This is a genomic window from Pseudomonas sp. LAIL14HWK12:I7, assembly GCF_000483465.1.
Taxonomy (GTDB): Bacteria; Pseudomonadota; Gammaproteobacteria; order Pseudomonadales; family Pseudomonadaceae; genus Aquipseudomonas; species Aquipseudomonas kermanshahensis.
Genome location: NZ_AXYZ01000013.1, coordinates 54070 through 78618 on the forward strand (window position 1 = coordinate 54070; position 24549 = coordinate 78618).

The window sequence follows — 24549 nt, forward strand, 5'->3', positions numbered from 1 at the left end:
TGCATAACTCCGTAGCTGTGCTGGAATAAACTTGTACAAATTTGATTTCACGTACAGGTTTTCCGGAGACAGCCATGCAAGCCGCCACCGCCCACAGCAAGCCTCGCATCGCGATCAGCGCCTGCCTGACCGGCCACAGTGTGCGCTACAACGGCGGGCACAAGGCCTCCGACCTGTGCCGCACACAACTGGAAGCGCATTTCGAATGGGTGCCCGTTTGCCCAGAAGTGGCTATCGGCCTCGGCATTCCACGCGATCCTATCCGCCTGGTCGGCAACCCTGAGCAACCCGAAGTGGTCGGCACCCGCAACCCCGGCATGGACCTGACCGGCCCGCTGCGCACCTATGGCGAGCAGATGGCCGGCGAGCTCGATGATATCTGCGGCTACATCTTCATGCAGAAGTCGCCCTCCTGCGGCCTGGAGCGGGTCAAGGTCTACCAGGACAACGGCCACCCCGCCTTCCATGGCGGCCGCGGCGTTTATGCCCACGCTTTCTGCAGCCTGCGCCCGGACCTGCCGGTGGAAGAGGAAGGCCGCCTGCACGATGCCGTGCTGCGCGAAAACTTCATCAGCCGCGTGTACGCCTACGCCGATTGGCAGCGCCTGTTGGCCGAAGGCCTCAGCCGCGGCGCGCTGGTGCGCTTTCATGCGCGCTACAAGTACCTGTTGATGGCCAACAACCCCCAAGCCTACCGCACGCTGGGGCGGCTGCTCGGCACCATGAGCCGCGATGACGACCCACAGGAGATCGGGCCACGTTACTTCAGCGAGCTGATGCAAGCGCTGCGTCGCTGTGCCAGCCGTGGCACGCACTGCAACGTGCTGCAGCACCTGAGTGGCTACTTCAAAGATGCCCTGACCGCACAGGACAAAGCCGAATTGCAAACCCTCATCAGCCAGTACCAACAAGGCGTGGTGCCGCTGGTCGTGCCACTGACCTTGCTCAAGCATCACCTGCGCAAACACCCCGACCCTTACCTGATGCAGCAAGCCTACCTGCAACCACACCCCGAGAGCCTGGGGCTTCGTAATGCCGTCTGAAAGCCTGCTGCCTATCGGCGAGCTCGCCCGCCGCACCGGCGTCAACCCCGTCACCCTGCGTGCCTGGGAACGTCGATACGGCCTGCTCAAGCCGCAACGCACCGCTAAAGGGCACCGGTTGTATTCCATCGAGCAGGTCGAACGGGTCGAAGCGATCCTGGCCTGGCTGCAGCGCGGCGCGTCGGTGGGCCAGGTGCGTGAGCTGCTCGACAAACCCACCAGCAGCGCCCCGCAAAGCGACTGGCAGGCCCGGCAGGCGCAGTTGATCGAGGCCATCGCCAACCTCTCGCAACGTGCACTCGACCAGCAACTCAACCAAGCCATGGCGCTGTACCCCGCCATCACCCTGTGCGAGCAACTGCTGCTGCCCCTGCTCGACAGCCTGGAGCTGCGCTGGCGCAACTATTTCAATGCCCGGCTTGAACAGGTGTTTTTCCATACCTGGCTGCGCAGCAAGCTCGGCGCCCGGGTGTACCACGACAACCAACTGCTACAAGGCCCAGCGGTGCTGCTGGCCGAAGACAGCGAGCAGGCCGTCGACCCCGCTCTGTGGCTATGCGCCTGGCTGCTGAGCAGCAATGGCATCCCTGTCGAAGTGCTGGAACAGCCGGTTGGCGGCCCACAGCTGCAACGGGCGATCGCCGCACTGCAGCCGCGCGCCCTCCTGCTGCACCTGGGGCCACGCATCGACAGCAAAGCCTTGCAGCGCCTGCTGCAAGGCATACCGGGGCCAAAACTGCTGGGCGGCGCCACGCTCGCCCTGCATCAGGCCCACCTGAACGCCCTCGACCTTCCCGAGCTCTTCCTGTTCGATACCCCACAGTCGGCATTGCGCGTGCTTCAAGGCAATGGCCGCCGGCCTGTAGAGATGAATGCACCATGCAACTGATCTGGCTGCGCAGTGACCTGCGCATCGACGACAACACCGCCTTGAGCGCAGCTTGCGAACGCGGCCCGACCCTTGCCCTGTGGCTGGTCAGCCCCGGCCAGTGGCAGGCGCATGACGACGCCGCCTGCAAAGTCGACTTTTGGCTGCGCAACCTGCGCACGCTGCGTCAGTCGCTGGAGGCCCTCAACATCCCGTTGCTGATCCGCACCGTCGATACGTGGGATCAGGCGCCACAGGCCGTGTTGGACGCCTGCCGTCAGCACCGGGTCGAGGGCGTGCACTGGAACGAGGAATACGGCATCAACGAAGAGCGCCGCGACCAGGCTACACGGGCACTGCTAGAACAGTCAGCGATCCAGGCGCACAGCTACCTCGACCAGCTGTTCTTCCGCCCAGGCACGGTCCTCACCCGCAGTGGTGACTACTTCCAGGTCTTCAGCCAGTTCAAGAAAAACTGCCTCGAACACTTGCACCGCAGCCTCCCGGCGTTAGCCCCTCGGGTTAAACCGCAGTCGCCCCTGAAAATCGCCAGCGACCCCATACCCGAGCAAATAGAGGGCTTCGACACACCGCCGCGCACCTTGAGCGACCACTGGCCAGCAGGGGAAGCCGAGGCGCAGAGCCGCCTGACGCGCTTTCTTGATGAGGTGATTGACGACTACCATCACCTGCGCGACCTCCCCGCCAAGCCGGGCACCAGCCAGCTCTCGGCTTATCTGGCCGCTGGGGTAATCTCGCCCCGGCAATGCCTGCACGGCGCCCTGGCGTGCAACCGGGGCGAGTTCGACAGCGGCAGCACGGGCGTCCAAACCTGGATTAACGAGCTGCTGTGGCGGGAGTTCTACAAGCACATCCTGACGGGTTATCCACAGGTCTCCCGGCACCGCGCCTTCCGCACCCACACCGAAGCCTTGCCATGGCGCGATGCGCCTGAAGACCTCGCGGCCTGGGAACAGGGGCGCACCGGCTTCCCGATCATCGATGCCGCCATGCGCCAGTTGCTGGACACCGGGTGGATGCACAACCGGCTGCGCATGATCGTCGCCATGTTTCTCAGCAAGAACCTGCTGATCGACTGGCGCAAAGGCGAACGGCATTTCATGCTCCATCTGATAGACGGTGACCTGGCGGCCAACAATGGTGGCTGGCAATGGAGCGCGTCCACCGGGACCGATGCAGTGCCCTACTTCCGCATCTTCAACCCGGTTTCGCAGTCTCAGCGCTTCGACCCGCAAGGGCGATTCATTCGCCACTGGGTACCGGAATTGCAAGCACTGGATGAGAAAGCCATTCATCAGCCCGTAAAGGCTGCGGATCTTTTTGCACCTAATTCGTATCACAATCCAATAGTCGATCTCGGCAGCAGTCGCCAGCGTGCATTGGAAGCCTTCAAAGGCCTTCCGCGCCGGCAGGATCAGGGGGCAGTATCGTGAACAGTACTCGCAGTTTCTGGGTAACAGGGGCCAGTAACGGATTAGGGCTGGCTTTGGTAGAGCGGCTGCTCGAGCAAGGGCATCGGGTGGCCGCCAGTGCCAGGGAATGCGAAGCACTGGATACACTGGGCGAACGTTTCGCCCCGCAGTTGGTGCGGCTGCCGGGGGAGTTGCAGGTACTGGAACAGGCGGATGCAGCCAGTACATTGTTGCTGAATACTTGGGGTTCGCTGGATTGCCTGATCATCAATGCCGGCACCAGTGATTACCTGGCCGACGACGTGCCCGATGACGAGCTGTTCGAGGCCATCGCCAGCGGCAACCTGGTGGCCAGCGAACATTGCCTGACCAGTGCCTTGCCGCTGCTGACGAAGGGTGATGCACCTCAGGTAATGGCCATCCTCAATCGCTACTCGGCCTCGCAGCTGTTTGCACCCACCCAGGTTGCCAGCGGCTTCAACAGCACTGCCCAGTGGCTTCGCGAGCAACGCCAGGTACTGGATAAGCTGCAGATCAGCTTGACGGTAGTGGGGCCACAATCGTTGAAAACACCCGTGACAACGGCGCAAGCGATACCCGAGGCCTGGACGCCTGAAAGCGCTGCCGAGGAACTGTTGCAGCGATTACCGCAACGCGAGCCGGAATTGGTACTGGAGACGCTGGACCTGAGCAGCTTGTGGCCACTACGGCCCTGATCTTGTAGGAGCAGCCTCGCGCTGCGAAGAGGCCGGTGAAATCACAAAGAATCTCGGCTGTTATCACCGGCCTCTTCGCAGCGCAAGGCTGCTCCTACAAGGGTGCGGGGCAGCTTAGAGCGCCATGCGGTAATGCAGGCTGTAGCGCTCTACACCGTCCAGCATTGGAAGACGCCAGGTACCGGAAACGCTGGACCTGTAGGAGCAGCCTTGTGCTGCGAAGAGGCCGGTGAGACCACAAAGAATCTCTGCTGCTATTACCGGCCTCTTCGCAGCGCAAGGCTGCTCCTACAAGGGTGCGGGGTAGCTAGAGCGCCATGCGGTAATGCAGGCTGTAGCTCTCTACACCGTCGTTAGGTTGCTTGATGCCAGCATTGGAATAGTGAATGGCACGCACACCAATTTCATGCCCGCCCGCAAAGCGCAGTCCAAAACCGATTCGGTCTTCGAACTGGAACGCCGAGCCCAGTTCATTGCTTTCAAGCTCAGTGCTGGAAAAGGCCGCGACGCCAATCCCGGCCTCGATATAGGGCTTTACCGAATCCCCCGCAAACTCATAAACGAATACCGGTGCGAACGACAGGCTGTGGTTGCTCGCGGTCTTGTCGCCATCCCAGTAGGTGTAACCCCCATCCCAATACCCGGTCAGGCGGCCAACGTTGGTCTGCCACCAGCTCGCGTCCCAGTTCGATTGCAGACCCAGCCGGTAGACCATGGTCGAGTCACCCGTCTGCCCCACCGAAAATGAAACATCGGCCGCCTGCGCCGACACTGCTTGCCCCAAGGTAAAGACGGCAGCCGCCGCCAAGCCGAGCAGTTTCCTCATAAGAAACATCCTTCTTCCTAATGCTGTTGTTAGTGTTCGCCTCGTGTCAGGCAAATCGGTAGAAATCGGCAGTGGTACGATAGTTCAGCTGATTTTCACGTTTTTTTCACAACGTAAAGCGTTGCACACTGTCGGACTTCTGCCACAGCAACGGTAGGATTTTTCTCAGGGATTGTGGGTCGGCACTGGTCCAGAAGCGGGTATCCACTGCCGGGCCCTCAGCCAGCAGGTCGCTGGCGCCCAGCAGACGCTGCAGTTGACGTGCCACGGCGGCGCCGGTATCGATGATGGCCACGTCCGCCGGCACCATGTCGGCCAGCAGCGTGCGCAGGAAGGGGTAATGCGTGCAACCCAGGATCAGCGTGTCGCAGCCAGCCGCCAGCAGCGGCTGCACATAGCCGAGCAACAACTGGCGCAAGGCCGGGCTGCTCAGGTCGCCGGTTTCGATCCGCTCGACCAGGCCGGGGCAAGGCTGGGTGACCACGCGCACATCGCTGGCGAAGCGGTCGAGCAACGCCGCGAACTTGGCGCTCTGCAAGGTGCCGGTCGTGGCCAGCACGCCGACCACGCCGGAGCGGGTGGCTGCAGCAGCCGGCTTTACCGCTGGCTCCATGCCTACCAGCGGCCATTGCGGGTACAGCTCGCGCAGGTCGGCAACGGCCGCCACTGTCGCGGTATTACAGGCCAGGACAAAGGCCTTGGCGCCTTGCTGCTGAAAGAACTCGGCAATACGCCGGCAGCGCTGGCGGATGTAATCCGCCGACTTTTCACCGTAAGGCACGTGCCCGCAATCGGCCACATACAGCAGTGATTCGTTAGGCAGCAGGCGCTGGATCTCGGCCAGTACCGACAAACCGCCGACCCCCGAATCCATTACGCCAATCGGCGCCGAACGCTCAGCCATCGCGCTTGCCACAGACCGCGCAAGCCGGGTCGCGCTTGACCCGCAGCTCACGAATGCGCGTGCCGAGGGCATCGATCAGCAACAGGCGGCCCACCAGTGGCTCGCCGAACCCCGCCAAGAGTTTCATCGCTTCTAGGGCCTGCAGGCTACCTACCAGCCCCACCAGCGGGCCGATTACACCGGCTTCGCTGCAGGTCAGTTCAGCCTCGCTGCCATGGCCATACAGGCAGTGGTAGCAAGGGCTGTAGTCACGCCGCGGGTCGAACACCGACAGCTGGCCTTCGAGGCGGATCGCCGCGCCACTGACCAGCGGTTTACCGGCAGCAACGCACGCAGCGTTGACCGCCTCGCGGGTAGAAAAGTTGTCGGAGCAGTCCAGCACCAGGTCGACCGCCGCCACCGCAGCGGCCAGCGAGTCCTCGTCCAACGCCTGGCGATGAGCGACAAGGCTGATCTCTGGGTTGATCGCCTCCAGGCGCTGCAGCGCCGAGTCCACCTTGCTCATGCCGACGCTTGCGCTGTCATGGATCACCTGGCGTTGCAGGTTGGTCAGGTCGACGGTGTCGAAGTCCGCCAGGTGCAGCTCACCCACGCCCGCCGCAGCCAGGTACAGCGCGACAGGCGAGCCCAAGCCACCGAGGCCGACGATCAGGGCCTTGCTCTGCTTGAGCCGCAGTTGGCCGTCGATATCGATCTGCGCCAGCAAGACCTGCCGGCTGTAGCGCAACAGTTCCTGATCACTCAGCATGGCAGGCGCCCCAGGGTAATGCGTTCATGGCGGCCCAGGTCCGTGCGGCTGGCCACCTCGCTAAAGCCGTGTTCAGCCAGCAAGGCGCGCACCGCTGCGGCCTGATCGTAGCCGTGCTCCAACAACAACCAGCCACCTGGCAGCAGGTGACGTGGCGCCTGGGCGGCAATCACGCGCAGGTCGTCCAGGCCATCTGTGCCCGCCACCAGCGCGCTGCTGGGCTCGAAGCGCACGTCGCCGGCGACCAGGTGCGGGTCTTCACTGGCGATATACGGCGGGTTGCTGACAATCAGGTCAAAGCGCGCATCGCCCAGGCCATCGAACCAGTGGCTGACACGCACCTGGACGTTAGCCAGCCCCAGGCGCTGTCGATTACGCTCGGCCAACGCGACCGCCTCCTCCACCCGGTCTACCGCTGTCACCTGCCAGGCCGGGCGATCGCCGGCCAACGCCAGGGCAATGGCCCCGGTCCCGGTGCCCAGGTCGAGCACCTTGGCCGGGGTTGCTGGCTGAAGCTCCAGGGCAGTCTCGACCAGCAGCTCGGTGTCCGGACGCGGGATCAGCGTATGCGGCGCCACTTCCAGGTCGATGTTCCAGAACCCTTGCTGCCCGAGGATATAGGCGACCGGCTCGCCACTACGGCGGCGCTGCAGGTAACCGGCGTAGGTGTCGGCCGCTTCGCTGCTGACGATGCGCTCGGGCCAGGTATGCAGGTAGCTGCGCGACTTGCCGATGGCCGCAGCCAGCAACAGTTCGGCATCCAGCCGCTCGGTGGGCGATTCGGGCAACTGCGCATTGCGCAGCAAGCTGGCGATGATGGTCATCAGTCCCCCAGGGCGGCCAGTTGATCGGCCTGGTATTCGGCCAACAGCGGTTCGATCACGGCGTCTACGCCACCGGCGAGGATGTCGTCCAGCGAATACAAGGTCAGGTTGATGCGGTGATCGGTGACCCGGCCCTGTGGATAATTGTAGGTGCGGATACGCTCGGAGCGGTCACCGGAGCCCACCAGCAGCTTGCGCTCACTGGCAATAGCGTTCTGCGCGGCGCTGGTCTGCATGTCGTTGAGCTTGGCCGACAGCCAGGACATGGCGCGCGCGCGGTTTTTGTGCTGCGAGCGTTCTTCCTGGCACTCGACCACCATACCGGTGGGTAAGTGGGTGATGCGCACCGCCGAGTCGGTCTTGTTGATGTGCTGGCCGCCGGCGCCGGAGGCGCGGTAGGTGTCCACGCGCAAGTCGGCCGGGTTGATCTCGATCGCGGCCTGCTCGTCGGGCTCGGGCAGCACCGCCACGGTGCACGCCGAGGTGTGGATACGGCCTTGGGACTCAGTTTCCGGCACGCGCTGCACGCGGTGTGCGCCCGATTCGAACTTGAGCTTGCCGTACACGCTTTCGCCTTCGACACGGGCAATGATTTCCTTGTAGCCGCCGTGTTCGCCTTCGTTCTCGGAAAGAATCTCCAAGCGCCAGCCACGCTTCTCGGCATAGCGCGAATACATGCGGAACAAGTCGCCCGAAAAGATCGCCGCCTCGTCGCCACCGGTGCCGGCGCGGATTTCGAGGAACACGTTGCGCCCATCGTTAGGGTCCTTGGGCAGCAGCATGCGTTGCAGCTGGGCTTCCAGCGTCAGCAATTGCTCCTTGGCTTCGCGCACTTCTTCCACGGCCATTTCACGCATGTCCGGGTCGCTGTCCTTGAGCAGCGCCTGGGCGCCTTCGAGGTCGTCCTGGACTTTGCGCCACGCTTGATAGGCAGCGTAGACCGGCTCGACTTCGGCGTATTCGCGGGAATAGGCGCGGAAACGCGTCTGGTCGGAGATGACTTCAGCGTCACCGAGCAGTGCGGTCAGTTCTTCGAAGCGGTCCTGGATGATATCCAGTTTGTTCAGCAGCGACGCTTTCATTGCGAGGATTTGTCCGTCGAGCCCTCGTTGAGGGCAAAGAGTTCCTGGGCCATGGCCAGCGCATCGAGGCGGCCCTCGGCCGAGAGCTTTTTCAGCTGCACGCTGGGGGCGTGCAGGAGTTTGTTGGTCAGGCCCCGGGCCAGTTGGGCCAGCACGTCTTCGGGGTTGCCGCCGTTGGCCAGCAGACGCTGGGCTTTTTGCAGTTCTTCATCCCGCAGCCGCTCGCTTTGCTGGCGATAGGCCTTGAGCACGTCCACCGCAGCCAGCTCGCGCAGGCGCACCATGAAGTCTTCGGCGCCCACCGACACCAGCTCTTCGGCGGCCTGGGCAGCGCCCTGGCGGCTCTTGAGGTTTTCTGCGACCACATCGTGCAGGTCATCGACGGTGTAGAGGTAAACGTCGTCGAGTTCGCCGACTTCGGGCTCGATGTCACGCGGGACGGCGATGTCGACCATGAAGATCGGCTTGTGCCGGCGTTGCTTCAGCGCGCTCTCGACCGCGCCCTTGCCGAGGATCGGCAACTGGCTGGCGGTGGAGCTGATGACGATGTCGCTGTTGGCCAGCTCTTGCGGGATGTCGGCCAGCAGCACGGCATGGGCGCCAAACTGCTCGGCCAGGGTACTGGCGCGCTCCAGGGTCCGGTTGGCCACGACGATACGCCGCACGCCTTGCTCGTGGAGGTGGCGGGCGACCAGGGTGATGGTCTCGCCGGCGCCAATCAGCAGCGCCTGGCTGCGCCCCAGGTCACTGAAGATCTGCCGCGCCAGGCTCACTGCGGCGAACGCCACCGAGACCGGGTTCTCGCCGATCGCGGTGTCGGTGCGCACCTGCTTGGCGGCACTGAAGGTGGCCTGGAACAGGCGCCCGAGCAGCGGGCCGACAGTGCCGGCCTCACGCGCCACGGCGTAGGCAGACTTCATCTGGCCGAGGATCTGCGGCTCGCCAAGCACCAGCGAGTCGAGGCCCGAGGCCACGCGCATCATGTGCCGCACAGCGTCGTGCTCTTCATGGATGTAGGCGCTGGCGCGCAGTTCATCCAGGCTCAGGCGGTGATAATCGGCTAGCCAATGCAGCACCGCGTCGGCAGACAAGTGGTCCTGCTCTATATAAAGCTCGCTACGGTTGCAGGTCGACAGGATCGCCGCTTCACGGCTGGCGGTCAGTCGGCAGAGCTGCTGCAGGGCGTCCACCAGCTGCTCTGGGGTAAACGCCACGCGCTCGCGTACGTCTACCGAGGCAGTCTTATGGTTGATACCAAGTGCAAGAAAGGCCATGCAAGGTCGCTGGTTGTGACGAGAAGCCGATAATTGTCCTCTTTCGCAGGTTCCAGAACAACCACCGTTCGCTATTGTCGTGATGGCGCCGGAATATCCCCTGCCAGCGCTCACCCGGAACCTGCTTGCCCCTGCCATGGTCGCAGTTAACCAAATGCTTCGCAGGTGGGTTTGCCACCGCGCTTGTGTCATCATGCTCCGACCGCCGGTGAGTCCTTTTAAGCCTTTTTATGAACAGACCCTACGCACTGCTGCTTGCCTTCGCCCTGCTCCAGGGTTGCCAGAGCCTGGCCCCGCAAAAAGCCGAGCCTCCCGTTGCCGAGGCCGGCACAGGCGAGGCCGAAAAACCCGTGGTGTACGGTTCGTTCAAGCAAGACACCCTTTATAGCCTGCTGGTCGCGGAGCTGGCCGGCCAGCGCAACCGCTTCGACATCGCCCTGGCCAACTACACCGACCAGGCCGAAAAGACCCAGGACCCTGGCGTGTCCGAGCGTGCCTACCGTATCGCCGAATACCTCGGCGCCGACGAGCCGGCCTTGGACAACGCCCTGGTCTGGGCCCGCAACGACCCTGACAACCTCGACGCCCAACGCGCCGCCGCCATCCAGTTGGCCCGTGCCGGGCGCTACGACGATGCCATGGTCTACATGGAAAAAGTCCTGCAGGGCCAGGGCGATACCCATTTCGACTTCCTCGCCCTGTCCGCCGCCGAGACCGACCAGAGCACCCGCGACGGCTTGCTGCAGAGCTTCGAACGCCTGCTGGTCAAGTACCCGGACAACGGCCAACTGGTGTTCGGCAAGGCGCTGCTGCTGAACCAGGACGGCAAGACCGAAGAAGCGCTTGAGCTGCTTGAGGCGCACCCGCCGCAAGACGGCGAGATCGCCCCGGTCCTGCTGCGCGCCCGCCTGCTGCAAGCCCTCGACCGCGGCAAAGAGGCCCTGCCCCTGCTTCGCGGTGCGATCCGCGACAACCCGGATGACAAACGGCTGCGCCTGACCTACGCCCGCACCCTGGTCGAGCAGGACCGCATGGCCGATGCCAAAAGCGAGTTCATCAGCCTGGTCCAGCAGTACCCCGAAGACGATGAGCTGCGTTACTCGCTGGCCCTGGTCTGCCTGGAAAACAAAGACTGGGATGAAGCCGAAGGCTACCTGCAGGAGCTGGTCGAGCGTGACAGCAACGTCGATGCCGCCCACCTGAACCTGGGCCGCATCCGCGAAGAGCGCCACGACCCCGAAGCCGCCTTGCGCGAATACGCCCTGGTCGGCCCCGGCCCCGACTACCTGCCGGCGCAACTGCGCCAGGCCGATATCCTGATTGCCAACGGCCGCGGCAGCGAGGCCTCGCGCCTGCTCGCCGAAGCCCGTGAGGCGCAGCCGGACGTCGCTGTGCAGCTGTACCTGATCGAGTCGGAAAGCTACAGCAACAACAACAAGGATGCCCAGGCCAACCAGGTGCTGCAGCAGGCCATCCAGCGCTACCCGGACGACCTCAACCTGCTTTACACCCGCGCTATGCTGGCCGAAAAGCGCGACGACCTGCCGCAGATGGAAAAAGACCTGCGCGCCATCATCGCCCGCGAACCCGAAAACGCCATGGCGCTGAACGCCCTGGGTTACACCCTGGCCGACCGCACCACCCGCTACGCCGAAGCTAAGGCGCTGATCGACAAAGCGCACCAGCTGACGCCAGACGACCCGGCCGTGCTCGACAGCCTGGGCTGGGTCGCCTACCGCCAGGGCAAACTCGACGAAGCCGAAGGCTACCTGCGCCAGGCCCTGGCGCGCTTCCCCGACCATGAAGTGGCCGCTCACCTGGGCGAAGTCCTGTGGGCCAACGGCAAGCGCCGTGAAGCCCGCCAGGTCTGGGCCAAGGCCTTCGAAGCCCAGCCCGACAGCCCTATCCTGCGCAAGACCGTACTGCGCCTGACCGGATCAGAGACCCTTTAACGCCATGTTCCTGCGCCATTTCATCACCTTCACCCTGATCGCCCTGCTCGCGGGCTGTGCCGGCTTCGGTAGCCGCGAAGCCCTGCAGGGCCAAGGCGACCCGCAGCAGTGGCGCCAGCACAAGGCGCAACTAAGCACCTTGGATGGCTGGCAGATCAACGGCAAGGTCGGCATCCGCGCCCCGCGCGATTCCGGCAGCGGCACGTTGTTCTGGCTGCAACGCCAGGACTACTACGACATCCGCCTGGCAGGCCCATTGGGCCGTGGCGCCGCCCGCCTGACCGGCCGCCCCGGTGGCGTGGTGCTGGAAGTGGCCAACCAGGGCCGCTACGAAGCGACCAGCCCCGAGGCCCTGCTGGAAGAACAACTGGGCTGGCAACTGCCGGTATCGCACTTGGTCTGGTGGGTGCGTGGCCTGCCCGCGCCCGACAGCAAGAGCAAGCTGACCCTGGACGGCGACAGCCGCCTGGCCAGCCTCGACCAGGATGGCTGGCAGGTCCAGTACCTGAGCTACACCGAGCAGAATGGCTACTGGCTGCCCGAGCGCCTGAAACTGCACGGCAAGGACCTCGACGTGACCCTGGTGGTCAAGGATTGGCAGCCACGCCAGCTGGGGCACTGATCGATGAACACGCTCACCCTGCCGGCCCCGGCCAAGCTCAACCTGTGGCTGCACATCATCGGCCGCCGCCCGGACGGTTACCACGAGCTGGAAACCGTCTTCCAGTTCCTCGACCACGCCGACGAATTGACCTTCGCCCTGCGTGAAGACGGCGAAATCCGCCTGCACACCGACATCGAGGCAGTGCCCCACGACAGCAACCTGATCGTACGCGCCGCACGCAAACTGCAAGCGCAATCCGGCACAACGCTTGGCGCCGATATCTGGCTGACCAAAGTCTTGCCCATGGGCGGTGGCATCGGTGGCGGCAGCTCGGATGCCGCGACCACCCTGCTGGCGCTGGCGCACTTATGGCAACTGGGCTGGGATGAAGACCGCCTGGCGGCCCTGGGCCTGAGCCTGGGCGCCGACGTGCCGGTATTCGTTCGCGGCCACGCGGCATTCGCCCAGGGTGTCGGCGAACAACTGACCCCGGTCGAGCCTGACGAACCCTGGTATGTCGTGCTGGTGCCGCAAGTGTCTGTCAGTACTGTAGAAATTTTTTCACATCCGCAGTTGACACGTGATTCCCTCCCCCTTAAGATGCGCCCCGTTCCCGAGGGAAACAGTCGAAATGACTGCCAACGGGTGGTTGAGCAGCGTTATCCAGAAGTTCGAAACGCATTGAATTCTCTGGGTAAATTCACCGAAGCTCGGCTAACCGGAACTGGAAGTTGTGTGTTTGGGGCCTTCCCAAGCAAAGCCGAAGCTGATAAAGTTCTGGCCCTTCTTTCAGCGACCCAAACAGGGTTTGTGGCGAAAGGAAGCAATATTTCGATGTTGCATCGCAAGCTACAAAGTCTGGTCAAGAAGTCGAGTGCATAGCGCTCGCAGCAACAGATACAGGGGCGTCGCCAAGCGGTAAGGCAGCAGGTTTTGATCCTGCCATGCGTTGGTTCGAATCCAGCCGCCCCTGCCATTTTCCTTATACTCATCCAGGTATACCCTCAGCCTTCAGGTACTGCGCGTGTCCAAGATGATGGTCTTTACGGGGAACGCTAACCCCGATCTGGCTCGGCGTGTCGTACGTCAGCTGCATATCCCTCTCGGTGACGTCTCTGTCGGTAAATTCTCCGACGGCGAGATCAGCACTGAGATCAATGAAAATGTCCGCGGTAAAGACGTCTTCATTATTCAGCCGACCTGTGCCCCGACCAACGATAACCTGATGGAACTGGTAGTGATGGCCGACGCCTTCCGCCGCTCCTCAGCATCCCGAATCACCGCCGTGATTCCTTACTTCGGATACGCCCGCCAGGACCGCCGTCCGCGTTCGGCACGTGTTGCTATCAGCGCCAAAGTCGTCGCTGACATGCTCACTGTCGTAGGTATCGACCGTGTACTCACCGTCGACCTGCACGCTGACCAGATCCAGGGTTTCTTCGATATTCCTGTCGACAACATTTACGGCTCGCCCGTATTGGTCGACGATATCGAAGACCAGCGTTTCGAGAACCTGATGATCGTCTCCCCGGACATCGGTGGTGTCGTGCGCGCACGCGCCGTCGCCAAGTCCCTGGGTGTCGATCTGGGTATCATCGATAAACGCCGCGAAAAGGCTAACCACTCCGAGGTTATGCACATCATCGGCGACGTCGAAGGGCGCACTTGCATCCTGGTAGACGACATGGTCGACACCGCCGGCACCCTGTGCCACGCGGCCAAAGCCCTGAAAGAGCACGGCGCTGCCAAGGTTTATGCCTACTGCACGCACCCTGTCCTGTCGGGCCGCGCGATCGAGAACATCGAGAAGTCGGTACTGGACGAGCTGGTGGTGACCAACACCGTTCCGCTGTCCGCCGCTGCTCAAGCCTGTGACCGTATCCGCCAGTTGGATATCGCACCGGTTGTCGCTGAAGCGGTACGCCGCATCAGCAATGAAGAATCGATCAGTGCGATGTTCCGCTAAGCGGAACACGTGTTGATGTGAAGCGCCCCGCCCCAGCATGTGTTGGGGCGGGGCTTTTTTGCCCACCCCGTTTGGCGCTGGTCGCAAACGCCTGCGGGAGATGGCTATTTTGGAGAAGCAAAATGACTGATTTCATCCTGAACGCCCAAAAGCGTACTGACCTGGGGAAAGGTGCGAGCCGCCGCCTGCGTCACTCGCTGAGCATCCCTGCCGTTGTCTACGGTGGCGGTAAAGACGCCGAGTCCCTGACCATCGTGTCGAAGGAAATCGCCAAACTGTTCGAAAACGAAGCTGCCTACAGCCACGTGATCGAGCTGAACGTTGACGGCGTCAAGCAAAACGTCATCGTCAAGGCCATGCAGCGCCACCCAGCCAAGCAATTCATCATGCACGCTGACTTCGTTCGCGTCGTTGCTGGCCAGAAGCTGACCGCCAAGGTTCCGGTTCACTTCATCGGCGAAGAAGCCCCGATCAAGAAAGGCGGCGAGATCTCGCACGTTGTTTCCGAGATCGAAGTTTCTTGCGAAGCCAAAGACCTGCCTGAGTTCATCGAAGTTGACCTGGCCAACGCCGAAGTCGGCAGCATCATCCACCTGTCGGACCTGAAAGCTCCGAAAGGCGTAGAGTTCGTCGCTCTGGCCCACGGTGATGACAAAGCTGTTGCCAACGTTCACGCGCCACGCGTTGCTCCAGAAGCTGAAGGCGCTGCCGAGTAATCCACTCGCACGCCGGTGTTGATCGGGTTACAGTGCCCCGCGCCCTGTAACCCACCAACTCCAAGGAAGAGCCCCTGACGTGACCGCCATCCAGTTGATCGTTGGCCTGGGTAACCCCGGCCCCGAATACGAACAGACCCGGCATAACGCAGGGGCTCTTTTCGTTGAACGCATTGCCAGCGCCCAGCGCGTCTCCTTGACCGCTGACCGCAAGTATTTCGGCCTGACGGCTAAATTCAGCCATCAGGGCAACGACGTTCGTCTGCTCATTCCCACCACCTACATGAACCGTAGCGGCCAGTCCGTGGCGGCCTTGGCCAATTTCTTCCGCATCAAGCCGGAAGCGATCCTGGTGGCGCATGACGAACTCGACCTGCCTCCAGGCGTCGCCAAGCTCAAACGCGGCGGCGGCCATGGTGGGCACAACGGCCTGCGCGACATCATCGCGCAGCTCGGCAACCAGAACGACTTCCACCGCCTGCGGCTTGGCATTGGCCACCCGGGCGACGCCAAACTGGTCTCCAACTTCGTCCTGGGCCGCGCGCCGCGCGCCGAGCAGGAGAAGCTCGATGCCAGCATCGATTTTGCCCTCGGCGTGCTGCCAGATGTCCTCGCTGGCGATTTCGCCAAGGCGATGCGCGAACTGCACAGCCAGAAGGCCTGATTTCCTAGAGAGGGAATACCCATGGGTTTCAATTGCGGCATCGTCGGCCTGCCCAACGTCGGCAAGTCCACCCTGTTCAACGCCCTGACCAAGTCTGGCATCGCGGCGGAGAACTTCCCTTTCTGCACCATCGAGCCGAACAGCGGCATCGTGCCGATGCCCGACGCGCGCCTCGCTGCACTGGCGGAAATCGTCAAGCCTAACCGCATCCTGCCGACCACCATGGAATTCGTCGACATCGCAGGCCTGGTGGCGGGCGCTTCGAAGGGTGAAGGCCTGGGCAACAAGTTCCTCGCCAACATCCGCGAGACCGATGCCATCGCCCACGTGGTGCGCTGCTTCGAAGACGAGAACGTGATTCACGTTTCCAACAGCGTCGACCCCAAGCGTGACATCGAGATCATCGACCTCGAGCTAATCTTCGCCGACCTCGACAGCTGCGAGAAGCAACTGCAGAAGGTTGCCCGCAACGCCAAGGGCGGCGACAAGGAAGCCCTGGCGCAAAAGGCCATCCTGGAAAAGCTGATCCCGCACTTCACCGAAGGCAAGCCCGCGCGCAGCCTGATGAAGCACATGGCTGACGACGAAAAGGCCGTCATCCGTGGCTTCCACCTGCTGACCAGCAAGCCGGTGATGTACATCGCCAACGTCGCTGAAGACGGCTTCGACAACAACCCGCACCTGGACGTAGTCCGTGCCATCGCCGAAGAAGAAGGTGCGGTCGTGGTGCCGGTCTGCAACAAGATCGAGGCCGAAATCGCCGAGCTGGACGACGGTGAAGAGAAAGACATGTTCCTCGAGGCCCTGGGCCTGGAAGAGCCTGGCCTGAACCGCGTGATCCGTGCCGGTTACGAGCTGCTGAACCTGCAGACCTACTTCACTGCCGGTGTGCAGGAAGTCCGCGCCTGGACAGTCCGCGTCGGCGCCACCGCGCCACAGGCCGCCGGTGTTATCCACACCGACTTCGAAAAAGGCTTCATCCGCGCCGAAGTGGTAGCGTATGACGACTTCATCCAGTTCAAGGGTGAAAGCGGCGCCAAGGAAGCCGGTAAATGGCGCCTGGAAGGTAAAGACTACATCGTCAAAGACGGTGACGTGATGCACTTCCGCTTCAACGTCTGATGGGAGCCGTGGGATTCCACGGTCCTTGAAAGACTTCAAAACCCCCGTGATCGCCAAGCGATACGGGGGTTTTGTGTTTTTGGGCCACCATTTTCATCCATTGAGATCCGAGCGTTCCTTGACTAGTCTTCCGGGTACAACGCCCATAACCCGATTTCAAAAACCGGGTATGGCGAAAACCGGAGATCAGACGATGCTTACTGATACCCAATGCCGCACCGCGAAGCCCAAGGACAAGCCTTACAAACTCACGGATGGAAAAGGCCTGTATCTCGAGGTCAAACCCAACGGCACCAAAGCGTGGCGTTACCGCTTCAGCATCCGTATCACAGACACCGCCAAGGAAAGCACCTTCGCGGTGGGTGACTATGCCATTGCGCCCCGTGGTGAGAGTGATGAGGACGCCTTGGCACGTCGTAAAGGTCGACGCTTCACACTGGCAGAAGCACGCGAAGAACGCCTCAAAGCCCGAGACCTGGTGAAACAAGGTATCAATCCCGCCAGACATCGACAACTGCTGCGCATCAAGCAGCAGCAAGACAACGCCACTACATTCGAGGCGGTCGCGCGGGAGTGGCTGGCACTCTAAAGACTGGGAAGACATCACAAAGGTCAAGCGCCTAGAAATGCTCGAACGCGTAGTGTTTCCGAAGATTGGTCCGTGGTCGATCAAAAGCATCACCCCCGCCCACATCCTGGACGTGCTCACCACCTCAGCGAAGAAAAAGGGTCTGACGGTCGCTGCGGCGGCCAAACGGAACATATCCGGTATTTTTGAACTCGCCGTCTCGACGCTGCGAGCAGATACAGACCCGGTCTATCCAGTGCGCCGCGCCCTGCCCGCTAACAAAACGCAGCACAAACGTCCGCTGACGACCGATGAAATTGGCCAGCTTTTACGCGACGTGGAAGGCCACTGCGGGCGCCATGAAACCGAAGTCGCCTTTCGCCTGATGTGGCTAACGTTATGCCGCCCAAATGAAGCGGTCGAAGCCCGCTGGGAAGAGTTCGACCTAGACGCGGCTCGCTGGCGTATCCCGGCTGAGCGAATGAAGAAGCGTAAAGAGCACAACGTGCCCCTGCCAACTCAGGCTGTCGCAGTGTTACGAGGCTTGCAAACCGTCACTGGCAAATACGAGCACCTCTTCCCCCATCGAGATGAACGCTCGAAACCCATGGTCGCGGCGTCGTTTCGCCAGATGCTGAAATCCCTGGGCTGGAGTGGGAAGTACAGCCCTCATGCCACCAGGACCACGGGGAGCACCCGCCTCAATGAATTGGGCTATCCGGGAGACTGGATTGAGCGTTAACTTGCCCATGCTGAACCGAACGCGGTGCGACGCACCTACAATCAGGCGGAATACTTGGCAGATCGCACAGTCATGATGCAGCAGTGGGCAGATATGCTCGACGCATGGATGCGCGGGCCAACGAATATTACGCCGATCACCAAGAGCATGGCCCGATAATGACGCGTCCACGGTGTGGCGACAGCGGCGACACTGGCGACATCCCACGTGCGACTTGGCCGGCAGCAGGCGACATCGGTGGCGACTGTCGCCGTGGTACGACGTGAACGACGGCTTTTCAGTCAAAGTCCCTGCGCATAGGAAGGCTCCGCATTCCCATGCACAGGGGCTCGCATCAAGAAGGCGACAAACGGCCCATCGTCCACTCACCACCACTCACGGTTACCTCTTTCCGCTATTGAATTTTGGCGCAATGAGCAGTGCCTAACTTGATTGACCCAGCCATCCCACCGGCGCTAGAAAGAAGCCTCGAAGCGCTGCCGCTGGCAGCACCCAGGTGACCCGAACCTTCAAGGTCACGCCGCGTTATGCGGTGGTTCTCCCAAGGGCGATTAGCATCCGGCAGCTCGCCCGGTCACCTTCCAGGTGATGGGTGCTCGCCCTCGTGCGCCAGCTACACCGTACTGCGCTGTCCTGCAGCAACCTAATCGCTTGGCCGATTCTTGCGCCAACTTGCGCCCGTTTCTTTTTCCAGAAAAGAGACGGGCGCTCCTGACACTGCTGCAGCCCTGATCGCACATGGCTTTGCGGCAATCCCCCTCGTGACAATCGGCGTGACAAACGCCGATGTCACCAGCAACAGCGCTGTAGATGATGGCGCCGCAGCCCAAGGAATGGACTGCACCTGACTGACAGTCAGGCATGCCCAGGTCATCGCATTGCTGCTTGCTTGTGGCTCAGGATCTCGCGGCGCTGGTCTCGTCAGTCAGTGCAGCCTCCACCCGCCCACCGCTATCGGTGATCAGGAGGCCAGATCATGAGATGCCCTTGCTCTTGGTCGTAAGGAGCCGCCAGTCCCGCGTCAGTGGACACCCTCACAGGTCGCAGGGGCCTTGATCCCTGATAACACTCAGCATTCTTGGCGGGATGACGTGAGGATGGACTTCAGGCTAGCTAAGAGAGGACACAGATCATGGCTGTAGTTGAAACGCGAGGTGGGTGGAAGGCCAGTCCCAAAACTAGCGAAGCCGGCCCCGTTCAAGCTTCACGAAAACCTGAAGTTGGACACCTCGTCATCGCAAGGGCTATTGTTTGGTAACCTCTACGCTTACCGGTTCACTGAGGATTGTAGCGAGAGGCTACAAGCTTCACCTGGGACGTAGAGGCTGAAGACGGTGATAGATACTAGCCTGGTGGCGAAGCTAAAGGCTGAGAATGCAAGATTGGTCGCCTTGCTGGATGCGCATGGCATCGATTGGCGTCTGCCGGCCGAGCCAGTCAAGATCGAGGTTGTTCAAGCAGAACACACACAACAATTTGGCACAGAAGCAAAGCTTGCCCTATTCCGGAGCTTGTTTCGTGGTAGGACAGACGTTTATCCAATTCGCTGGGAAAGCAAGGCAGGCAAATCAGGATACACACCCGCCTGCGCAAATGAATGGAAACCTGGCGTTTGTGAAAAGCCCCGAATTAAATGCGGGGACTGCGGTAATCGTCAGCTACTTCCTCTCACCGATGAGGTCGTTTATCGCCATCTCGCTGGTGAAGTGGTTATTGGCATCTACCCTCTACTCCCGGATGACACCTGCTATCTTCTGGCGGTCGACTTTGATGAAGCCGAATGGCGTGATGATGCACGAGCCTTCGCTCAGTCGTGTCATGAACTGAACGTACCAATGGCACTGGAAATATCCCGTTCAGGTAAAGGCGCTCATTGCTGGATTTTCTTCAAGCAAAGTGTTCCCGCTCATGATGCCCGACGTCTTGGTGCGGCAATCATCAGCCATGCATGTGAACGTACACGCCAATTGGCACTCACTTCTTATGATCGGTTGTTCCCAAATCAGGACTACATGCCTAAAGGCGGCTTCGGAAATCTCATCGCACTTCCATTGCAAAAGCGAGCCAGAGCTCACAACAACAGCGTTTTTGTCGACAGCGAGCTTGAACCTTATCTCGATCAGTGGGCCTTCTTAGCATCGGTTCAGAAAATGCCTCCGGAGGATATTCCGTTCGTTGTCACCCAAGCGATGGGGAAGCAGGACCCTACAGGAGTCATGTATGTTGACGACGACGGCGATGCAGAACCTTGGAAGGCTCGTGAGTCAAAGTCACCAAAATTGACGTGCCCATTGCCAGCCTCTATCAACGTCACGCTGGCTAACATGATTTACTTTGAAAAGTCGGCGTTGCCGCAACCATTAGCAAACCAGCTTGTCCGGCTAGCCGCGTTTCAAAATCCCGAATTCTACAAAGCTCAAGCCATGCGCATGTCGGTGTGGAACAAGCCGAGAATAATCGGTTGCGCCCAGAACTTCCCCAAACATATTGCGCTGCCACGTGGCTGCCTGGATGCTGCACTGGAGCTGCTAGGGGTAAATGGCATCTCCCCTGAGTTTCAAGATGAACGCTTCGCCGGTGACCCGATTGACGTGAGTTTCCTCGGGACCTTGCGTCCAGACCAGGAAGATGCCATCGGCAAAATGCTGAATCATGATACCGGAATTCTTTGCGCACCTACGGCGTTCGGCAAAACGGTCAGCGCAGCTGCATTGATTGCTAGACGTGGCGTTAACACATTAATACTTGTGCATCGGACCGAATTATTAAGACAGTGGCAAGAACGCGTGCAAGCGTTCTTGGGTGTTGGCAAGGGTGTGGTTGGAACGATTGGGGGCGGAAAAGCAAAACCTACAGGCATCATCGATATTGCCGTAATGCAATCGTTATCGCGAAAAGGTGAGATCAGCGATCACGTAAAAAACTACGGGCAAATTATCGTCGATGAGTGTCATCACCTGTCAGCAGTGTCATTCGAGGCACTACTGAGAACCGCGACTGCGCGATACGTGCTGGGCCTTACGGCAACCCCAGTGCGACGAGATGGGCAACAGCCAATCATTTTCATGCAATGCGGACCGATCCGACACTCTGCCGCTCGACCGGCGAGCGCACCTCATGATCTATCTGTCGTACCTCGACTGCTGCCAAAGCCTGTGGTGGTCCCCGACGGTTCTGGAATCCAAGACGTTTTTCGGAAGTTAGCAGACGACTCTGAGCGCACAGCCAAAATCGTCTCGGAGATCGAGCTGGCGTACAGCCAAGGTAGAAAAATTCTGGTGCTAACAGAGCGGACGGAGCATGTGGATACCTTGGAGTTGGAGTTGAAGCAGCGCGTGAACAACCTTTTCACACTTCATGGGCGAGTGCCTAAAAAACAACGAATTGCCCGTATGCATGAGCTTGAGTGCCTCCCCCCTGATGCACCACGAGTACTCTTGGCGACGGGAAAACTAGTGGGTGAAGGCTTCGATCATCCGCCATTGGACACGCTGGTGCTGGCAATGCCTATCTCATGGAAGGGAATCCTCCAGCAGTATGCAGGACGGTTGCATCGATCACATGCCGACAAAGCTGACGTGCGAGTGATCGACTTCGTTGACGAGGGGAATGCCGCGCTGGTGAGAATGTGGGATAAGCGCCAAGCAGGTTACAAAGCGATGGGCTACCGCATGACCGACCCCTTGATTACCATGGACTTACTTTGAATACGGTTTGACGGTTCATACGCCACTACTCCGCTGCAATCGCGAAACCATAGTTATCCTCAATATCCGGTTCGTTAGCCGCTTACACTCGAAACCCAATATCAGTCAGGTACTGCTCGGCAGTAGTGCCCAGACAAAAACGAATGGTGGTAAAAAAACCCGGCCAACGTTGACGGTAATAGCGCTCCGCAAGTGAGCGCAAGGCTTCCTCAGGGCGAATGTTCTGAAGGCGCAAGCTCTTCTTATTGCGTTCTATATCCCAGTGAACACGTAAGCGCGCCTCACACAAGCGAACGCAATTGAGATTGAGCATATCGATTGTGTGCTGCACCAACTCCTGGGTACTAGGGTGCTTGTTCCCCGGCAGCGCCGTGCGGGCACAGGCCTGCTCATCGGGAAGCAATCGTCCTGTACTTCTCTCCAGGAAAAACAGGCTTGGGAAAGAAGGTAAATTTATTGGATTGATGACCCAGCCCTCGCAGCTTTCAGCAAGCTTGCCAGTTCCAATCATCTGATCCTTGTAGGCATCACAACTGAGGTTGGACGGTAACGGATCTAGCGCATAGGGCGCCGGCACATGGCGCTGAGATCCGCCCATGCAGACTGCGATCATGTTCTGCCAATCAAGTGCCCAGTTATGGGCCATCGCGGTATCCGATTTGGGATGAAAATGCTCCACTCGACACTTAAGTGAATCATTGTCGCGGATGTCAATTTCACAGTAGCCACACAGTCCGCCCTGCCCATTGACTAAGCGAAACCGGATAGCCTCGTACGCAGTTCGACCAGTTGCGTCGCCCCGCATCTGATCCCAAGTACTCCGCAAATTCCCTGCACGATACCCCGCCAGCTCATCGGGTTCATCAAGCCTAATGACTTGCTTCATTCACCCAACTCCCACTTACGATTCTCAATCTGAAGATCAGCATCAAGCAGTGCTGGCTCCTGCCCCTGATAGCGCTCATCTAGCTTTTTGCGCAGTTCCAGAGCTCGCGGACTACTCCACTGGTCTCTATCAACCAACGCCAGGTACTCCTTCAACTCTTGAGTCGCAAGGCTGGCTGGAGGACGTACTTCATCAAGACCCAGCACCTGCCGAAGCATACGCTCCGGCTCCGAGCCTTCGGTGCCTGGTGGCGCGGAATAGACCTTATTGTCCTTCAGTATGCGGATGCACTCGGAAGGCACGGACGTCAACACTTGGGGGCTATGAGTGGTTATAACGAACTGGATTTGCGGGAATACTTCTCGCAATTGGGTAAGGATGATTTGCTGCCAACGTGGGTGCAGGTGCATGTCCACTTCGTCGATCAGCACCACGCCGCGTGTTTGCCTTGCTGCATCGCCCCCCAGATGAGGGTTGAGTTTGATACAGCGATAGGCGATATCACCGATCATGGCTAGCACACTTCGGATGCCATCGCTGAGTTGGTCAACATCCAAGGTGCCATGTAGGCCATGGCTGAGTACCAACGAGCTTTCCTGAGTTACGCTGAATTCCAACTGGTGCCATCCGGTCGTCGTACTGAGAAAGCTATCGATGGCTTGCTGAACAACACGAACACGATCTTCTGCAGCCTGCAGTTCCTCAACACGTGCGCGCCTTTCAAGCTGGCGAATTTGCTGTTCGCGCAGACTCTGAAATGCCCAGATGAACCATTCCTTGAAGTGCTTGTAGGATGAGGCCGGATCCAGGCAGTTCAGGTAGGCGAATGTGCGGACATAAAAGTCGGTTTCGCGAGTGTCATCTTTGCCTTTCAAATTTTCAGTCAGGCGCTTCTGCGCCCAGAGCCGCCCAGTACCGTAGTAGCCAAATACCGGCAGATCCAAAGTCGGCTTTTCCGGGTCTCGGATTTGATCCTGGACAGCACCAGCCCACTGCCGCATAAACCCAGTATCTCCGTCATCCTTGGTCTTGGTAGCTCTGGCTTCTTTATCTCGATAGCGAACCCATGTAGAGACTGCCCCGCTACCAAAGTCTCCAGACATAGTTACCCGAGCTGGTAACTGCCGGGCCATATCTCCACTGGTCAAACGCAACAGGCGCACGTCATCAATAGCGATAGCGTTACCAGGGTCATTGAATGCATTACGTGCGAGGTCGAAGCTATTGACAAAGGGCCAGAGCGCGATACGAATAGCATCCAACAGGGTTGATTTGCCCTGGCCATTTTCAGCCACCAATACGGTTAGCTGTGAATGCAAGGGGACTTCCAGATCTGCGTAACAGCGGAAGTTTTCCAGACGCAACAGATCCAGCTTCACAGGCTTTCCTCCGGCTTAATCACTAGGGATAACATCTCACTCAAGTAGCATTTGACTCTGGCAATGTCGAACTCCAGCTCGCTCTTGAATGGATGCTTAATGTAATAAAGGCTACTCACCTATCGGCCATCCACCAGTAAATTGGCAAGAATGTATTTTTCGCCCGGATTGTAGCGGGAGAAGATCTCGTTCTTGGTGTGCTCCGCGATCATCGGATCGAATAGATGCGCCAGTTGGATACAACACGCCTTCAAGGCCAGCTTGAATTCGCTAGCTGGGGCATCAACCGCCAGAGCTTTACCAGCCTGGGCCAGCTCAAGGCGGGGCTCGTCGCTGCGAAGCAGTATCTGGTCACCGTGACCACCGGCACATTTCTGGTAGCCGACGCGGACCGCCGAGTCACCAGCCTTGTCGACACTTGTGCCTTTAACCACCTCGTCGCCATGCAGGCCGCGAATCTGAGCGTCTTTTGCGATGTCCTCCAGACTGGCCATTCGAGTTTCTACAAATTGTCAACTTTATCAG

Annotated in this window: 21 protein-coding genes, 1 tRNA gene and 1 pseudogene; 14 read left to right on the plus strand and 9 right to left on the minus strand. The window is 60.2% G+C overall.

The window, feature by feature from the left end:
* The first annotated feature begins 74 nt into the window (after positions 1–74).
* From D886_RS0113640 to D886_RS0113655, 4 genes are read left to right on the plus strand one after another with little or no spacing between them, the layout of a single operon-like run.
* Entirely contained in the window at positions 75–1043 is a 969-nt protein-coding gene (locus tag D886_RS0113640) for a DUF523 and DUF1722 domain-containing protein (protein WP_027594466.1), read from the plus strand.
* A complete protein-coding gene (locus tag D886_RS0113645; RefSeq protein WP_027594467.1) occupies positions 1033–1932 on the plus strand; it encodes a MerR family transcriptional regulator in 900 nt (299 codons plus the stop codon). Before D886_RS0113640 ends, D886_RS0113645 begins: the two co-directional genes overlap by 11 nt.
* Positions 1923–3365 carry a deoxyribodipyrimidine photo-lyase gene (phrB, locus tag D886_RS0113650; protein ID WP_027594468.1) on the plus strand — a complete coding sequence of 481 codons (1443 nt, stop codon included), beginning with the start codon at positions 1923–1925 and terminating at the stop codon, positions 3363–3365. The genes D886_RS0113645 and phrB overlap by 10 nt, the downstream gene beginning before the upstream one ends.
* The gene (locus D886_RS0113655) at positions 3362–4060 is read left to right on the plus strand and encodes an SDR family oxidoreductase (RefSeq protein WP_177323894.1); all 699 of its coding nucleotides are present in this window, start codon (positions 3362–3364) and stop codon (positions 4058–4060) included. The genes phrB and D886_RS0113655 overlap by 4 nt, the downstream gene beginning before the upstream one ends.
* 307 nt (positions 4061–4367) lie before the next feature.
* Here D886_RS0113655 and D886_RS0113660 read toward each other — a convergent pair whose 3' ends face one another.
* From D886_RS0113660 to hemA, 6 genes are all read right to left on the minus strand, one after another.
* Entirely contained in the window at positions 4368–4886 is a 519-nt protein-coding gene (locus D886_RS0113660; protein ID WP_027594470.1) for an acyloxyacyl hydrolase, read from the minus strand.
* Positions 4887–4992: 106 nt separating this feature from the next.
* On the minus strand, positions 4993–5790 hold the full coding sequence (murI, locus tag D886_RS0113665) for a glutamate racemase (protein WP_027594471.1): 798 nt from the start codon (positions 5788–5790) through the stop codon (positions 4993–4995).
* Complete coding sequence (locus D886_RS0113670; RefSeq protein ID WP_027594472.1) at positions 5783–6538, minus strand: molybdopterin-synthase adenylyltransferase MoeB; 756 nt, start codon at positions 6536–6538, stop codon at positions 5783–5785. Before D886_RS0113670 ends, murI begins: the two co-directional genes overlap by 8 nt.
* Positions 6532–7362 (minus strand): peptide chain release factor N(5)-glutamine methyltransferase, encoded by an 831-nt coding sequence (gene prmC / locus D886_RS0113675; protein ID WP_027594473.1) that lies wholly within the window; start codon positions 7360–7362, stop codon positions 6532–6534. The genes D886_RS0113670 and prmC overlap by 7 nt, the downstream gene beginning before the upstream one ends.
* The gene (prfA, locus tag D886_RS0113680) at positions 7362–8444 is read right to left on the minus strand and encodes a peptide chain release factor 1 (protein ID WP_027594474.1); all 1083 of its coding nucleotides are present in this window, start codon (positions 8442–8444) and stop codon (positions 7362–7364) included. The genes prmC and prfA overlap by 1 nt, the downstream gene beginning before the upstream one ends.
* Positions 8441–9718, minus strand: coding sequence for a glutamyl-tRNA reductase (hemA, locus tag D886_RS0113685; protein ID WP_027594475.1), 1278 nt, complete (start codon positions 9716–9718; stop codon positions 8441–8443). Before hemA ends, prfA begins: the two co-directional genes overlap by 4 nt.
* A gap of 230 nt (positions 9719–9948) precedes the next feature.
* Between hemA and D886_RS0113690 the strand changes: the two genes are divergently transcribed.
* From D886_RS0113690 to D886_RS0113735, 10 genes and pseudogenes are all read left to right on the plus strand, one after another.
* Positions 9949–11670 carry a tetratricopeptide repeat protein gene (locus D886_RS0113690; protein ID WP_027594476.1) on the plus strand — a complete coding sequence of 574 codons (1722 nt, stop codon included), beginning with the start codon at positions 9949–9951 and terminating at the stop codon, positions 11668–11670.
* A 4-nt stretch (positions 11671–11674) separates the two neighbouring features.
* Complete coding sequence (lolB, locus tag D886_RS0113695; RefSeq protein WP_027594477.1) at positions 11675–12292, plus strand: lipoprotein insertase outer membrane protein LolB; 618 nt, start codon at positions 11675–11677, stop codon at positions 12290–12292.
* A 3-nt stretch (positions 12293–12295) separates the two neighbouring features.
* The gene (gene ispE / locus D886_RS0113700; RefSeq protein ID WP_027594478.1) at positions 12296–13156 is read left to right on the plus strand and encodes a 4-(cytidine 5'-diphospho)-2-C-methyl-D-erythritol kinase; all 861 of its coding nucleotides are present in this window, start codon (positions 12296–12298) and stop codon (positions 13154–13156) included.
* A 19-nt stretch (positions 13157–13175) separates the two neighbouring features.
* Positions 13176–13250, plus strand: a tRNA-Gln gene (locus D886_RS0113705).
* A gap of 48 nt (positions 13251–13298) precedes the next feature.
* Positions 13299–14240 carry a ribose-phosphate pyrophosphokinase gene (locus D886_RS0113710; RefSeq protein ID WP_003247410.1) on the plus strand — a complete coding sequence of 314 codons (942 nt, stop codon included), beginning with the start codon at positions 13299–13301 and terminating at the stop codon, positions 14238–14240.
* Between the two features lie 122 nt (positions 14241–14362).
* A complete protein-coding gene (locus tag D886_RS0113715) occupies positions 14363–14956 on the plus strand; it encodes a 50S ribosomal protein L25/general stress protein Ctc (protein ID WP_027594479.1) in 594 nt (197 codons plus the stop codon).
* Positions 14957–15035: 79 nt separating this feature from the next.
* Complete coding sequence (gene pth, locus D886_RS0113720; RefSeq protein WP_008099045.1) at positions 15036–15620, plus strand: aminoacyl-tRNA hydrolase; 585 nt, start codon at positions 15036–15038, stop codon at positions 15618–15620.
* 21 nt (positions 15621–15641) lie between these two features.
* Complete coding sequence (gene ychF / locus D886_RS0113725) at positions 15642–16742, plus strand: redox-regulated ATPase YchF (RefSeq protein ID WP_027594480.1); 1101 nt, start codon at positions 15642–15644, stop codon at positions 16740–16742.
* Positions 16743–16935: 193 nt separating this feature from the next.
* Positions 16936–18211: pseudogene (locus D886_RS26965) on the plus strand (tyrosine-type recombinase/integrase).
* 1175 nt (positions 18212–19386) lie between these two features.
* Positions 19387–21759 (plus strand): DEAD/DEAH box helicase family protein, encoded by a 2373-nt coding sequence (locus tag D886_RS0113735; RefSeq protein WP_027594481.1) that lies wholly within the window; start codon positions 19387–19389, stop codon positions 21757–21759.
* An 82-nt stretch (positions 21760–21841) separates the two neighbouring features.
* On the opposite strand, the gene D886_RS0113740 is transcribed toward D886_RS0113735, so the two are convergent.
* The 3 genes from D886_RS0113740 to D886_RS0113755 all read right to left on the minus strand — a co-directional run bounded on the left by D886_RS0113740 (position 21842) and on the right by D886_RS0113755 (position 24518).
* Entirely contained in the window at positions 21842–22645 is an 804-nt protein-coding gene (locus tag D886_RS0113740) for a retron system putative HNH endonuclease (RefSeq protein WP_027594482.1), read from the minus strand.
* Complete coding sequence (locus D886_RS0113745) at positions 22642–24024, minus strand: AAA family ATPase (RefSeq protein ID WP_050580752.1); 1383 nt, start codon at positions 24022–24024, stop codon at positions 22642–22644. The genes D886_RS0113740 and D886_RS0113745 overlap by 4 nt, the downstream gene beginning before the upstream one ends.
* A 119-nt stretch (positions 24025–24143) precedes the next feature.
* Positions 24144–24518 carry a hypothetical protein gene (locus D886_RS0113755; RefSeq protein ID WP_027594484.1) on the minus strand — a complete coding sequence of 125 codons (375 nt, stop codon included), beginning with the start codon at positions 24516–24518 and terminating at the stop codon, positions 24144–24146.
* Positions 24519–24549 lie beyond the last annotated feature (31 nt).